Raw genomic sequence first — 12,519 nt, 5'->3', positions numbered from 1 at the left:
ATCGCCCATGCAAAGCCCCGCCGTCTCAGCCATTCTGCCGAAACGGCACCAGGCAGCCTGAAGCGTGCGCTTCAACGGCTTCAATGCGATGGCGATGTCCAACCCTATGCGTGACCTTTAAGCAACGCATTGTGGCGAAAATGCAACGCGGCCTGCAGCATTGTCAAGCTGTTCGGGAGCTTCTGTAGACGGAGACGCCGAGTTCGCGGATCTTTTTACGCAACGTATTGCGGTTGAGACCGAGCAGGTCCGCAGCCTTGATCTGGTTACCACGCGTGGCGGTCAGAGCTGCGAGGATCAGCGGATATTCCAATTCCGTCAGCACCCGGTCGTAAAGGCCTGGAGGCGGCAGGTTATCGCCGAAACTCGCGAAGTAGGTTCGCATGTTTTCTTCCACAGCCTGGGCGATCGTCATCGATCCTGTGCGGATCGGCCCCTTGTCGATCGGGCTGTCCGGCACGTCGGAACGAAGCTCGGCTTCGATGATCTCGCGGGTGATCACGTCCTGTGGATAAAGTGCCACCAGGCGGCGGATCAGGTTCTCCAACTCGCGCACATTGCCCGGCCAGGCATAGGCCTTCATCAACTCGATGGCTTCCTGGTCAAACCGCTTGGTGCCGAGCCCTTCCTTTTCCGCCTGCTGGATGAAGTGCCGGACCAGGTCCGGAATATCCTCCGCGCGGTCGCGCAGCGGCGGAAGCCGCAGCGGCACGACGTTCAGGCGGTAATAGAGGTCCTCGCGGAAGAGCCCTTGGTTGATCGCCTGCTTCAGGTCCTTGTTGGTCGCCGCGACGATGCGGACGTCCGTGCGGATCGGCGTACGTCCGCCGACTGTCGTATATTCGTCCTGCTGCAGGACGCGTAGAAGACGCGTCTGCGCATCCATCGGCATGTCGCCGATTTCATCGAGGAAAAGCGTGCCGCCCTCGGCCTGCTCGAAACGGCCGGTGGAGCGGGTCTGCGCGCCGGTAAAGGCGCCCTTTTCGTGGCCGAAGAGCTCGGACTCGATGAGGTCGCGCGGGATGGCCGCCATATTGATCGCCACAAACGGTCCGTTGCGGCGCTTTCCGTAATCGTGCAGGGCGCGGGCCACGAGTTCCTTGCCGGTCCCGGATTCGCCCGTGATCATCAGCGTCAGGTCGGTCTGCATCAGGCGGGCGAGCACGCGGTAGATTTCCTGCATGGCCGCGGAGCGGCCGACAAGCGGCATGCCGTCCTGCATGTCTTCGTCGAGCTTGGCGGGCTTCCGCTTCGGCTCGGCGAGCGCCCGGCCGATGATGCCGATCAGTTCCGTGAGATCGAAGGGCTTGGGAAGATAGTCGTAAGCGCCCTTCTCAGAGGCTTTGATGGCCGTCATGAAGGTGTTCTGGGCGCTCATGACGAGCACCGGAAGGTCAGGGCGCGCCTTCTTGATTCGCGGCAGCAGATCGAAGGCGTTCTCGTCCGGCATGACGACGTCGGTCACGACCAGATCGCCCTCGCCTGCCGACACCCAGCGCCAGAGCGTGGCAGCATTGGAGGTGATTCGAACATCATAACCTGCACGGCTGAGCGCCTGGTTGAGCACGGTACGGATGGCCGCGTCATCATCCGCGACGAGAATCGTTGCTGTCATCGAGAAGTTCCTGTGGGGTTTGCAATTGCCGAATCGTCAGCCGAGGCATCCTTGGAGGCAGGCATGAGGACGCGGAACGTCGTCTTGTTGTTCTGGCTGTCGCATTCGATGATGCCGCCATGATCGCCGATGATCTTGGCGACGAGTGCAAGGCCGAGGCCGCTGCCGTTCGTCTTCGTAGTGATGAACGGATCGAAGAGATGCGGCAGCAGGTCGGACGGCACACCGGGACCGTTGTCCTGGACGCAGAACTCCAGGGGCAGCGAGATCTTCTCGCGCGTTCCGGCGACAGAAAGGCGGATGCCGGGACGATAGGCCGTCGTCAGCATGATCTCGCCGTCTTGCCGGTCGCTGACGGCTTCGGCTGCGTTCTTCACGAGGTTGAGGAAGACCTGCACGAGCTGATCGCGGTTGGCGTAAACCGCAGGCAGCGACGGGTCGTAATTCTCGGTTATGCGAATATGCCGGGCAAAGCCTGCCCTTGCCACCGCCTTCACATGGTCGAGCACCGAATGGATATTGACCGGCAGGCGATCGACAGGCCGTTCGTCGGAGAAGACCTCCATGCGATCGACCAGCGACACGATCCGGTCGGTCTCATCGCAGATGAGCCTCGTCAGCGCGCGGTCCTCATCGATGACGGATTGCTCGAGAAGCTGGGCCGCACCGCGAATGCCCGAGAGCGGATTCTTGATCTCGTGGGCGAGCATGGATGCAAGGCCGGTCACGGATCTGGCGGCGGCGCGGTGCGTCAGCTGACGATCGATCTTGTCGGCCATCGAGCGCTCCTGGAACACGACGACGACGGAGCCGGGCTCGCTGATCACCGGCGCGACGTAAATGTCGACCAGCTTGTCCTGGCCAAGACGGGGCGAACTCAGATCGACGCGATATTCGTTGACGGGCGCCTTGCGCTCCCGCACCTGATCGATCAAGGCCAGAAGCGGGCTTCCAAACGGAATGAAGGTGGAAATCTTGTAGCGCGCGAGGTGCGAGGCACTCGCCCCAAAAAACGATTCCGCCTCCCAGTTGGCGAAGGCGATCAAGCCCGCCTCGTCGACCATCACCACCGGATTCTGGATCGCGTTCAGCACTGCCATCGCAACGGGGCTGCCGGTATGCTCGGCTTGAACCTTGTCCATCATGCCGCCTCCCGGCTTTCTGAAATTTCCAAACCGGTCGTGAGCGCATCGCGAAGGCGCGAGACGACTTCTGCCGGTGTATGCGACGTCATGATTGCCGTCTTCTCTGAAACCGGCAGCAACGGCGCGAAGCGCTCCAGATACCAGCTGAGGTGCTTGCGGGCATGACGGATAGCCGTCGCCTCGCCATAGAAATCCAGCATCATTTCGTAGTGTTCTGCGACTATGTCGGGGATAACGCTTGCTGCCGGTGCAGCCTCCCCCGCCAGCACGCCCGCATGCCATGGCCTCCCCTGGCAACCGCGGCCGATCATCACCGCATCGGCGCCCGAGCGGCGAAGGATTTCTTGCGCATCTTCCGGCGTATCGACATCGCCGTTTGCGATCAGCGGAACGGAAATCACGTCGCGAACTGCGCGGATCGCGTCCCAATCCGCCTTGCCTTCATAGAATTGCATGCGCGTGCGTCCATGAATGGTGATCAGCTTCACCCCTGCATCTTCGGCGCGCTTGGCGATCTCGGGCGCGTTGAGCGAATTTTCGTCCCAGCCGAGGCGCATCTTCAGCGTCACCGGAACATCGACGGCCCTCACGGTTGCCTCGATCAGGCTCAGCGCATGATCCGGATCGCGCATCAGCGCCGAGCCGGAATAGCCGCCGATCACCTTCTTGGCCGGACAACCCATGTTGATGTCGATGACATCCGCGCCGCTGCCAGCGGCGATTTTTGCGGCCTCAGCCATCCAATGCGCCTCGCGGCCGGCGAGCTGCACCATATGCGGCTTGAAGCCCGCAGTCCTCAGTCGCGACCATGATTCGGCGGTGTTGTTCACGAGCTCCCGGCTCGCCACCATTTCGGTCACAACCAGGCCCGCGCCGTAGCGCCAGGCGAGTTGCCTGAAGGGCATGTCGGTGACGCCGGACATCGGCGCCAGCACAACGCGGTTGCGCACGGAGACATTTCCGATCTGCAAGGGCGCTGCAAGATTCATTCGATGCAATTGATTATCTTTCAGGCACACGGTAACGCTGCACTATTTTTAGCCATACTAAAGGGGCTTGCCAAGAGGCTTCGGTGAGAATTGATATTTTTTGGGCAGATGCTGGAAAGCGAGCCCCCAAGGCGGTAGAGCACTCATGCCACTTTCCGCACATTTTTAGGGATTTATGCCGCAAATGCATTCGAAGCAACCGATCTCGGCCGGAATTGTCATCGTCGCTGCCGGCCGCGGCGAACGGGCAGGCTCGCGTGAGGAGGGCCCGAAGCAATACCGCTTGATCGGCGGAAAGCCGATTATCACCCATACGCTTGAAAACTTCATGACATGGGAGCACGCCGCCCATATCGTCGTCGTCATCCATCCTGACGACGAAGCGCTGTTCGCAAAGACGTTTCGCCCGGTGCTGTCAGTCACACCGATCGAAACCGTTCACGGCGGGGCGACCCGACAGCAATCGGTTCTTGCTGGACTGAGGCATCTGAAGAACAAGGGCATTACGCATGTCCTCATTCACGACGCCGTCCGTCCCTTCTTCGACCGCGGGCTTCTCGACCGGATCGCAGATGCACTGGTAGGCGGTGCGCCGGCCGTCCTGCCGGCAATGCCCGTTGCCGACACGCTGAAACGCGCCGACGGCACGGGCACGGTTCTGGAAACGGTGTCGCGCGAGCATCTTTTCGCAGCCCAGACGCCGCAATCCTTCGCCTTCGATGCCATCCTCTCGGCACATGAAAAGGCAAGCGAGACCGGCCGCACGAACTTCACCGATGATGCTGCAATTGCCGAATGGGCAGGGATTCCCGTGACGATCGTCGAGGGTGCAGCCGATAACGTGAAACTGACGGTCAAACGGGATATCATCCTTGCCGACGACCGGCTTTCGTCATCGCAACTGCCCGACGTGCGCACCGGCAACGGCTACGATGTGCATCAATTGGAAGCCGGCGATGGGGTCACGCTCTGCGGCGTATTCATCCCGCACGATCAGAGGCTCAGGGGCCATTCGGATGCCGACGTCGCGCTGCATGCCCTGACGGATGCGCTGCTGGCCACCTGCGGTGCGGGCGATATCGGCGATCATTTTCCGCCGTCCGATCCGCAATGGAAGGGTGCCGCCTCGCGCATCTTCCTCGAACATGCGGCGAAGATCGTGCGCGATCGCGGCGGCACGATCATGAATGCCGATATCTCGCTGATCGCCGAGGCGCCGAAGGTCGCTCCGCACCGCGACGCGATGCGTGCCAATCTCTCCGAATTTCTCGGCATTTCGATCGATCGCTGTTCGGTGAAGGCGACCACGAACGAGACGATCGGCTTTGTCGGTCGACGCGAAGGCATTGCGGCGATCGCGACTGCCACTGTCGTCTATCGCGAAGCAAGGGGGTGAGCATGTTCCCGGCCGACATTCTTGCGCTCGCGGAAAGCGTCGTCCGCGATTCCACGGTGGCAAAGACAATGATCTCGACGGCCGAATCCTGCACCGGCGGGCTGATCGTCGGAGCGCTCACGGAAATCTCCGGCTCCTCGGCAGTCGTCGATCGCGGCTTCGTCACCTATACCAACGCGGCCAAGATCGAGATGCTCGGCGTTCAGGAACGGACGCTCGAAGGATTCGGCGCCGTTTCCGAAGAGACCGCACGGCAGATGGTCCACGGCGCGCTCTTCCGCTCCCGCGCCGACGTCGCGGTCGCCGTGACGGGGATCGCCGGGCCGGGCGGCGGTTCACCGGAAAAGCCGGTCGGGCTGGTTCATCTGGCGGCGAAATCGCGCAGCGGCGTGCTCATCCATCGCAAGATGCTCTACGGCGATATCGGCCGCGACAAAGTGCGTCTTGCGACCGTGCAGACCGCGCTGGAAATGCTGGTTGCACTCCTTAACATCTTCCCCTCCCTGAAGGACTGGGATTTTCAGGGGCGGCTTTAGGCCGCCCTTTCGAGTCCTCGGCTCCCGCCGGAAGTCTCCGACGCCGCCGATGGCAGTGTTCCAGCCAGTCGTATGTTGACCGCCGCGTTGACGTCGGCGTGGTCTGCGTGTCCGCAGGAGCGGCAGAGGAACTTCGCTTGGTTTTCGCGGTTTCCCTTGTCCCTCGACCCACACTTTGAGCAGGTCACGGACGTGTATCTCGGATCGACCTTCACGACGTTTCCGCCGAGGAAGGCAAGCTTGTAAGTCAGCAGCAGCTCGAAGCGGTCCACGCCGAAGCGAGGATCGAGCGATTGAGGCCAGCCTTCTGGGCGACGGTCTTCCCCGGCTCTTCGACGGTCCCTTTCGGCGAGGCGCTCATGTTCCTGATCTTCAGGTCCTCGAGGACGGCCGTTGCGAAGCGCCGCGCGATGCGCGTCGTCGTCACGTGTTGCCAGTGCAGCCGTTTGCGCGCCGCCTTCGCTGCGATCCGCGCGGCGTGGCGTCTGGCCTTGGCCTGGCGCTTCGAACGCCGCTTCCGCCGTGAGGCTGTACGCTGCCACTGCTTGTGGCGGTCGTCGAGGTTGGTCGGCGGCATCGCGTGCCTCTCGCCCGTGGAGAGCGCGACGGTGTTGACGATGCCGCGGTCGATGCCGACGGCCGGATTGTCGTTTTCCGGCGTCTCGTGTTCGAACGCGCAGGAAAAGGCCATGTGCCATCCGTTGGCCTCGCGCACGACCGTGACGTTGCCGACCTCGCCCCTGATCGGGCGGGTGTAGCGGAACTTTACGTCGCCGATTTTCGGGAGCCGCAGCCGCGCCCACTTCGCGTTCAGCACCTCGATTTCGCCGACGCGGCTCGACGGGAAGCGGAACGCGTCGTTGACGAACTTGCGCCTCGGCTTCGGGTACCGCGCCCGTCCGGCAAAGAAATTCTGGAACGCCTGGTTGAGGTCACGCAGCGCCTGTTGCTGCGCGTCGATCGGGCATTGCGCCACCCACGGCACCTCGGAGCGGATCGCCGTCAGCTCGCGCGCCTGGGACGGGTAGGAGATGGTCCTTCCCTCGGCCTTCTTGAACTGCCGCCAGAAGGAGGATCGCTGCTCAAGGGCGATGTTGTAGACGAGGCGCACGACGCCGCAGCAGCGGGCGAAGAATTCCGCCGTCTGCTGGTCAGCGTCAATCCTGTACTTGTACGCGCGGTTCGTCATGCTATGGTTGTATCAATTGGCCGGAGGCATCGCAATATGGATTATCGCACTGGAAGACATCGTGTTTTTGCGTTGCACGTTCATTTGGTCTTCGTAACCAAGTATAGGCGGGATGTGCTGTCGGAACGCGCCGTGGCGGAGCTGTCGCGCATCTTCGCGAAGCTATGTTCCGACTTCGATGCAGAACTCGTGTCGTGCGACGGCGAAGACGATCACGTCCATCTGCTGGTGAACTATCCTCCGACCGTCCAGCTGTCGAAGCTCGTCAACAGTCTCAAGGGCGTGTCGAGCCGACTGCTGCGGCAAGCGAGGCCGGAAGTGGCGGGGCGCTACTTCGACGGCGTGTTGTGGTCGCCGTCATATTTCGCCGCGTCATGCGCCGGCGCGCCGTTGGACATTATCCGGCAGTATGTCGAGACCCAAAGGTCGCGCGCTTCCTCCTCGCCCTGAAGGACGGGGGTTTTCGCGCGCGGTTCCGATGAACATGGAGTCTGGAACAAAGAGCGCTGATGCCCTATGCTGGATTTCATACCGAGGGGGGTTACGTCGATGAAATATCTGGCCGCAATGGGAGTCGTTTTGAGCTTGGGCTGCGTATCAGCCGCCGAGGCGCCATCGAACTATCAGACGTATCATGGAATCCGTGTCGATTCAGACCCGCTATTGCTCGCGAAATACGACCGCGCGGTCGGATATTGCCAGTACGAGGCGATGTCCTGGCGGGGATCGCCAAATCCGTACAGCCTCGTTTACAACGCGGCCCTGAGAAGCTGCCTGTCCCGGCGCAACTTTATTGATCGGGGGGCATATGCCTATCCGGCAAACCGATACTTCGATCACTTCTTCGACCGCTAATGGCTGCAGCAGCGCTTTGATCCTCAGAGCTAGTAGATCGCTTCCGCCCTCTTTTCGAAGGCCTCGGAAAACATTCGGAAGGCGCGGTCGAACATCGAGCCCATCAAGGCGCCGAGAATCCGGCTCTTGAACTCGTAGTCGATGAAGAAATGGATGGTGCAGCCGCCCTCGGCTGCCTCCTCGAAGCGCCAGCGGTTGTCGAGATATTTGAACGGCCCGTCGATATATTTGACGTCGATGAAGCGCTCCGCCTTGTTGACCAGCACCTGCGTCGTGAAGGTCTCGCGGATCGCCTTGTAGCCGACGGTCATGTCGGCAATCAACAAGATCTTGCCATCGCGCTCCTTGCGGCTGCGGATGGACAGGGCTTCGCAGAGCGGCAGGAATTCCGGATAGCGTTCCACATCGGCTACGAGGTCGAACATCTGCTCGGCTGAATGCGGGACACGGTGATGCGTTTCAAATTGCGGCATAATCGGCAGTTAAGCGGGACAACCAAGAAGATCAAGAAGCTCACGCATCTGGCGGCGCGATTTTAGCTGGAGAACCGGAACATCGGGGCCGTGAGCGGCCATGGCGGCGAGAACGATGGGCGAATGCTTCTTTTCGAAGTTCCAGATGTAGCTCAGGAATTCGAGGTCGACCTTCTCCGCGCAGCCGGGCGTCATTTCGGGCCGTGTACGCCCAATCCACCTCAGCCATCGGCTGACGGCGCCCCAGACGCATATCAGGCGCGGCATGCGGATCCACAGGACAATATCGGTCCGCGGCAGCCGGAGATCGAAGCTCGATGCGTTGGTGCCGTCCATGATCCAGCGATCTTGCTTGATCCGCTCGGCTATCAACGCCCGCTGCTCCGGCCCTGCGCGTGCCACCCAGCCCGGCAGCCAGAAGAACTCGCGATCCATGGAAACGAAAGGCAGGCTGAAGCGCGCTGCAATCTTCCGCGCAAGCGTAGTCTTACCGCCGCCGGAGCAGCCGATGACGAGTACGCGATCAGCCGTCTTCAATCGATGGGCGGCATCCCTGATATCGCTCAACCAGGCCATGGCATCCTCCAAAGAAAAAGCCGCGGGAAGATCGCCGCGGCTTTCAGAAAATGCAAGCCTTCGTTGATTATTCCGCCGCCATCAGCAGCTTCTTTTCGCGTGCCACCCTCAACCGGGCGAAGTCGTCGCCGGCGTGGTGCGAGGAGCGGGTGAGCGGGCTCGACGCCACCATCAGGAAGCCTTTGGTATAGGCGACCGTCTCGTAGGACTTGAATTCCTCCGGCGTCACGAATTTTTCGACCTTGTGGTGCTTGCGGGTCGGCTGCAGGTATTGGCCGATGGTCAGGAAGTCGACATCGGCGGTGCGCAGATCGTCCATTAACTGCAGCACTTCGTTGCGCTCCTCGCCGAGGCCGACCATGATGCCGGACTTGGTGAACATCGTCGGGTCCAGTTCCTTCACTCGCTGCAGCAGGCGGATCGAGTGGAAATAGCGGGCGCCGGGGCGGACCGTAAGGTAATTCGACGGCACGGTTTCCAGATTGTGGTTGAAGACGTCCGGCTTGGCGGCGACGACGCGCTCAAGCGCGCCCGGCTTGCGCAGGAAGTCCGGCGTCAGGATCTCGATCGTGGTTGCCGGAGAGACGGAGCGGATCGCCCAGATCACCTTCTCGAAATGCTCGGCACCGCCGTCTTCTAGATCATCGCGGTCGACCGAGGTGATGACGACGTGGGAAAGTCCCATCTCCTTGACGGCCTTGGCGACGTTTTCGGGCTCGGCCATGTCGAGCGCGTTCGGCTTGCCGGTCGAGACGTTGCAGAAGGCACAGGCGCGGGTACAGATCTCGCCCATGATCATGAAGGTCGCGTGCTTCTTGTCCCAGCACTCGCCGATATTCGGACATCCGGCTTCTTCGCAGACGGTGACGAGCTTGTTTTCCCTCACGATCGCGCGCGTTTCCGCGTAGCCCTTCGAGGTCGGCGCCTTCACGCGGATCCAGTCCGGCTTGCGCAGCACTTCCGTATCTGGGCGGTTCGCCTTTTCCGGATGCCGCACGCGCTTGGCGTCGGGATTGATCGTGTCGAGGATGGTTACCATTGCAGTGTCAACTTTCCGCCGCCCCATGCGGCTTCATCAGTCTGCACATAAGCGTTTTGCTCGAATCTTACAATTCAAGCCGTGATGTGCATTATCGCCGCACGAACCGGGCGATGAATATCAGCAGGCAGGCGCCGAGGAAGCCGGTGACGAAGTAGCCGAGCCGTCCTCCGGCCACTTCGATGTGAAACTGCGCCAGGATGGCCGTCGCGACCACCGAGCCGACGATGCCGAGCACGATATTGAGGAGAATTCCGTATCGCGCTTCCATCAGCTTGCCGGCGAGCCAGCCCGCAAAACCGCCGATGATGATTGCCGCTATCCAGCCGACGCCTTCCATGAGTGCCCTTTTCCCTACGCTATCGCCCTTGCGATCAGCACCACGACGATGGCGCCGACCGTGGCGTGAATGATCTGCACGGCCAGCGCATTTTCAATGCCGAGCGATATGCCCAGCGCATTGAACAGATACCCGCCCACGAACGCGCCGATGATGCCGCTGAGCAGGCAGCGTATCAGACCGCCTCCGCCGACGACCAGGCTCGCGAGGAAGCCCGCGACGAGGCCAATCAGGAGGAAGACAAGCAATGCCTGCGTCTCCATGGACATGATGATTTCCTTTCGTTTTTTCCACCTTCGGATAGAGGGCGGAAAGGGAAATTATCAAGCGTTCAACACCCGACCGTAAGCGTCCAGCACGGCTTCCTTCATCGACTCCGAGACGGTCGGATGCGGGAAGATCGTGTGCATCAGTTCCTCCTCGGTCGTTTCGAGGTTCATCGCGACGACGAAGCCCTGGATCAGCTCGGTCACTTCGGCGCCGACCATATGCGCACCGAGGAGTTCGCCGGTCTTCTTGTCGAAAATGACCTTGCAGAGGCCCTGATCCTCGCCGAGCGCGATCGCCTTGCCGTTTGCGGCGAAGGAGAAGCGGCCGACGCGGATATCGCGGCCGAGCTCCTTGGCCTTGGCTTCCGTCAGGCCGACGGAGGCAACCTGCGGCTGGCAATAGGTGCAGCCCGGAACCTTGCTCTTGTCGGTCGGGTGAACATTCGGCAGGCCTGCGATCTTTTCGACGCAGACAACGCCTTCGTGCTCGGCCTTGTGGGCAAGCATCGGCGGGCCGGCGACATCGCCGATCGCGTATATGCCGGGAACGTTGCTCTTGCCGTAGCCGTCGCTGACCACGCAGCCGCGATCCGTCTTTACGCCCAGCGCTTCAAGGCCGAGGTTTTCGATATTGCCTTGAACGCCAATGGCGGAGATCATGCGGTCCGCCGTGATCTGCTGGACCTTGCCGTCGGCCGTCTCGACATGGGCCGTGATGCTGCCGGCGCCCTTCTCGACCTTCGTCACCTTGGCGCTCGTGAAGATCTTCATGCCGCGCTTTTCCAGCTGCTTGCGGGCGATGGCGGTCACTTCCGCATCCTCGACCGGCATGATCGTCGGAAGGACTTCGACCACCGTCACGTCGACGCCCATCGAGCGGTAGAAGCTTGCGAATTCGATGCCGATCGCGCCCGAGCCCATGACGATCAGCGATTTCGGCAGGGCATCCGGCTTCAGCGCTTCGAAATAGGTCCAGATCAGCTTGCCGTCCGGTTCGATGCCCGGCAGCGCGCGCGGGCGGGCACCAGTTGCGATGATGATGTGCTTGGCGGTGTAAGTGCCTTCTCCCTTGACGCCCTTCGGCACAGGATGCTGTGGTTCGACTGCCGCCTTGGTGGACTTGCCGACGATGATCTCTCCGGGTTTGCTGATCTTGGCTTCACCCCAGATCACGTCGATCTTGTTCTTCTTCATCAGGAAACCGACGCCAGCGTTCAGGCGGGCGGAAACCGCGCGTGAGCGGGCAACGACGGCCTTGGTATCCGGCTTGACGCTGCCTTCAAGAACGAGGCCGTAATCCTTCAGATGATTGGAATGGTCGAGAATCTCAGCCGAACGCAGCAGCGCCTTGGTCGGGATGCAGCCCCAATTCAGGCAGATGCCGCCCAGGTGCTCGCGTTCGACGATCGCGGTCTTCAGACCGAGTTGGCCGGCACGTACGGCCGCGACATAGCCGCCTGGACCGGAGCCGATGATGATGACGTCGTAATTCTCAGCCATGTTTTCCTGCCTTTTTCATCCGGCGAGGCGGGTCAAAAGTACCCACTCGTGTTTCCTGCTGTTTTCGAAAAGCGGCACGGCCTCAGCGCGGACGGCTTGCGAAAATCCATTCTTCCCATACAGCGCGAGCGCTGCCTCGTTATCACTTGCGGTGATCAGGCTGACGGCCCGCCCGTCCGCTTTCTCGATCTGGTCGACCAGCAGCCGCTTTCCGATGCCGATGCCGCGCAGATGGCGGTAGACGGCCAGCGTGCCGATGAACCAGTTTCCGGCCGCCTGCTTCTGCAGCGCGATCACCGGCCTTAGGGCAGGACGATCCGCCGCGACCGCTCCGATCTCCCCGCCGAGCGCATAGCCCACCGCCGTTCCGGCGATCTCGCCATAGGCTTCGGCAATCACCGCACTCTGCCAGTTCCCCCAGGCGCCATCGCGGCTCATCTTCATCCGGCCCCGCTCCAGCGGCGTATCGGCGCTGCCGCCCGCCACCTCCGCGAACCAAAGCCAAGAAGCAAAGCCATGCGAGCCGATGTCCACGAGGATGGCCAGCTCCGCAGCATCCCGCCGTTCTGCCGGCCGCAGCGCGGCGAAAGAGGCCAT

At 61.7% G+C, this 12,519-nt stretch carries 16 protein-coding genes; 4 read left to right on the top strand and 12 right to left on the bottom strand.

The features are described 5' to 3' along the window. Positions 1-163: 163 nt before the first annotated feature. From ntrC to dusB, 3 genes are read right to left on the bottom strand one after another with little or no spacing between them, the layout of a single operon-like run. Positions 164-1,615 carry a nitrogen regulation protein NR(I) gene (gene ntrC, locus ACZ9BX_RS04530; RefSeq protein ID WP_476215991.1) on the bottom strand — a complete coding sequence of 484 codons (1,452 nt, stop codon included), beginning with the start codon at positions 1,613-1,615 and terminating at the stop codon, positions 164-166. Continuing rightward, the gene (locus ACZ9BX_RS04525; protein WP_476215989.1) at positions 1,612-2,760 is read right to left on the bottom strand and encodes a two-component system sensor histidine kinase NtrB; all 1,149 of its coding nucleotides are present in this window, start codon (positions 2,758-2,760) and stop codon (positions 1,612-1,614) included. The genes ntrC and ACZ9BX_RS04525 overlap by 4 nt, the downstream gene beginning before the upstream one ends. Further along, positions 2,757-3,779, bottom strand: a complete 1,023-nt coding sequence (gene dusB, locus ACZ9BX_RS04520) for a tRNA dihydrouridine synthase DusB (protein WP_476215987.1) — start codon at positions 3,777-3,779, stop codon at positions 2,757-2,759. The genes ACZ9BX_RS04525 and dusB overlap by 4 nt, the downstream gene beginning before the upstream one ends. Positions 3,780-3,924: 145 nt before the next feature. Here dusB and ACZ9BX_RS04515 point away from each other — a divergent pair, with 145 nt between their 5' ends. Next, positions 3,925-5,145, top strand: coding sequence for a bifunctional 2-C-methyl-D-erythritol 4-phosphate cytidylyltransferase/2-C-methyl-D-erythritol 2,4-cyclodiphosphate synthase (locus ACZ9BX_RS04515; RefSeq protein WP_476215985.1), 1,221 nt, complete (start codon positions 3,925-3,927; stop codon positions 5,143-5,145). Next, positions 5,142-5,681 (top strand): CinA family protein, encoded by a 540-nt coding sequence (locus ACZ9BX_RS04510; protein WP_476215983.1) that lies wholly within the window; start codon positions 5,142-5,144, stop codon positions 5,679-5,681. The genes ACZ9BX_RS04515 and ACZ9BX_RS04510 overlap by 4 nt, the downstream gene beginning before the upstream one ends. On the opposite strand, the gene ACZ9BX_RS04505 is transcribed toward ACZ9BX_RS04510, so the two are convergent. Both ACZ9BX_RS04505 and ACZ9BX_RS04500 read right to left on the bottom strand, forming a co-directional pair. Then, complete coding sequence (locus tag ACZ9BX_RS04505; RefSeq protein WP_476219896.1) at positions 5,678-5,896, bottom strand: zinc ribbon domain-containing protein; 219 nt, start codon at positions 5,894-5,896, stop codon at positions 5,678-5,680. The two genes, ACZ9BX_RS04510 and ACZ9BX_RS04505, sit on opposite strands and share 4 nt — an antisense overlap. 32 nt (positions 5,897-5,928) lie before the next feature. Continuing rightward, positions 5,929-6,870, bottom strand: a complete 942-nt coding sequence (locus ACZ9BX_RS04500; RefSeq protein WP_476215981.1) for an RNA-guided endonuclease InsQ/TnpB family protein — start codon at positions 6,868-6,870, stop codon at positions 5,929-5,931. 36 nt (positions 6,871-6,906) lie between these two features. Here ACZ9BX_RS04500 and tnpA point away from each other — a divergent pair, with 36 nt between their 5' ends. Then, positions 6,907-7,320 carry an IS200/IS605 family transposase gene (tnpA, locus tag ACZ9BX_RS04495; RefSeq protein ID WP_476215980.1) on the top strand — a complete coding sequence of 138 codons (414 nt, stop codon included), beginning with the start codon at positions 6,907-6,909 and terminating at the stop codon, positions 7,318-7,320. A gap of 99 nt (positions 7,321-7,419) precedes the next feature. Beyond that, entirely contained in the window at positions 7,420-7,725 is a 306-nt protein-coding gene (locus tag ACZ9BX_RS04490) for a hypothetical protein (RefSeq protein ID WP_086996490.1), read from the top strand. Positions 7,726-7,754: 29 nt separating this feature from the next. On the opposite strand, the gene ACZ9BX_RS04485 is transcribed toward ACZ9BX_RS04490, so the two are convergent. The 7 genes from ACZ9BX_RS04485 to ACZ9BX_RS04455 all read right to left on the bottom strand — a co-directional run bounded on the left by ACZ9BX_RS04485 (position 7,755) and on the right by ACZ9BX_RS04455 (position 12,519). Continuing rightward, complete coding sequence (locus ACZ9BX_RS04485; protein ID WP_476215979.1) at positions 7,755-8,198, bottom strand: type II toxin-antitoxin system RatA family toxin; 444 nt, start codon at positions 8,196-8,198, stop codon at positions 7,755-7,757. Between the two features lie 9 nt (positions 8,199-8,207). Next, positions 8,208-8,774 carry a P-loop NTPase family protein gene (locus ACZ9BX_RS04480; RefSeq protein ID WP_476215978.1) on the bottom strand — a complete coding sequence of 189 codons (567 nt, stop codon included), beginning with the start codon at positions 8,772-8,774 and terminating at the stop codon, positions 8,208-8,210. 67 nt (positions 8,775-8,841) lie between these two features. Continuing rightward, positions 8,842-9,813 carry a lipoyl synthase gene (lipA, locus tag ACZ9BX_RS04475; protein WP_027509431.1) on the bottom strand — a complete coding sequence of 324 codons (972 nt, stop codon included), beginning with the start codon at positions 9,811-9,813 and terminating at the stop codon, positions 8,842-8,844. A gap of 91 nt (positions 9,814-9,904) precedes the next feature. After that, positions 9,905-10,153, bottom strand: coding sequence for a GlsB/YeaQ/YmgE family stress response membrane protein (locus tag ACZ9BX_RS04470; RefSeq protein ID WP_476215977.1), 249 nt, complete (start codon positions 10,151-10,153; stop codon positions 9,905-9,907). Positions 10,154-10,167: 14 nt separating this feature from the next. Then, the gene (locus ACZ9BX_RS04465) at positions 10,168-10,422 is read right to left on the bottom strand and encodes a GlsB/YeaQ/YmgE family stress response membrane protein (RefSeq protein WP_027509429.1); all 255 of its coding nucleotides are present in this window, start codon (positions 10,420-10,422) and stop codon (positions 10,168-10,170) included. Between the two features lie 54 nt (positions 10,423-10,476). After that, positions 10,477-11,922, bottom strand: a complete 1,446-nt coding sequence (gene lpdA, locus ACZ9BX_RS04460) for a dihydrolipoyl dehydrogenase (RefSeq protein ID WP_476215974.1) — start codon at positions 11,920-11,922, stop codon at positions 10,477-10,479. A gap of 15 nt (positions 11,923-11,937) precedes the next feature. Further along, on the bottom strand, positions 11,938-12,519 hold the full coding sequence (locus tag ACZ9BX_RS04455; RefSeq protein ID WP_476215972.1) for a GNAT family N-acetyltransferase: 582 nt from the start codon (positions 12,517-12,519) through the stop codon (positions 11,938-11,940).

The organism is Rhizobium sp. USDA 3886 (genome assembly GCF_056279785.1).
Note: the sequence above shows the minus strand (reverse complement) of the source record. Positions and strands in the feature narration are given on the sequence as shown.

Excerpts from the sequence above, each read along its gene's own strand:
- ACZ9BX_RS04515 (WP_476215985.1), top strand. The coding sequence starts at position 3,925 with ATGCCGCAAATGCATTCGAAGCAACCGATCTCGGCCGGAATTGTCATC.
- ACZ9BX_RS04465 (WP_027509429.1), bottom strand. The coding sequence starts at position 10,422 with ATGTCCATGGAGACGCAGGCATTGCTTGTCTTCCTCCTGATTGGCCTC.
- tnpA (WP_476215980.1), top strand. The coding sequence starts at position 6,907 with ATGGATTATCGCACTGGAAGACATCGTGTTTTTGCGTTGCACGTTCAT.
- ACZ9BX_RS04500 (WP_476215981.1), bottom strand. The coding sequence starts at position 6,870 with ATGACGAACCGCGCGTACAAGTACAGGATTGACGCTGACCAGCAGACG.
- lpdA (WP_476215974.1), bottom strand. The coding sequence starts at position 11,922 with ATGGCTGAGAATTACGACGTCATCATCATCGGCTCCGGTCCAGGCGGC.
- ntrC (WP_476215991.1), bottom strand. The coding sequence starts at position 1,615 with ATGACAGCAACGATTCTCGTCGCGGATGATGACGCGGCCATCCGTACC.
- ACZ9BX_RS04470 (WP_476215977.1), bottom strand. The coding sequence starts at position 10,153 with ATGGAAGGCGTCGGCTGGATAGCGGCAATCATCATCGGCGGTTTTGCG.
- ACZ9BX_RS04525 (WP_476215989.1), bottom strand. The coding sequence starts at position 2,760 with ATGATGGACAAGGTTCAAGCCGAGCATACCGGCAGCCCCGTTGCGATG.
- lipA (WP_027509431.1), bottom strand. The coding sequence starts at position 9,813 with ATGGTAACCATCCTCGACACGATCAATCCCGACGCCAAGCGCGTGCGG.
- ACZ9BX_RS04455 (WP_476215972.1), bottom strand. The coding sequence starts at position 12,519 with ATGGCCTCTTTCGCCGCGCTGCGGCCGGCAGAACGGCGGGATGCTGCG.
- ACZ9BX_RS04490 (WP_086996490.1), top strand. The coding sequence starts at position 7,420 with ATGAAATATCTGGCCGCAATGGGAGTCGTTTTGAGCTTGGGCTGCGTA.
- ACZ9BX_RS04480 (WP_476215978.1), bottom strand. The coding sequence starts at position 8,774 with ATGGCCTGGTTGAGCGATATCAGGGATGCCGCCCATCGATTGAAGACG.
- ACZ9BX_RS04485 (WP_476215979.1), bottom strand. The coding sequence starts at position 8,198 with ATGCCGCAATTTGAAACGCATCACCGTGTCCCGCATTCAGCCGAGCAG.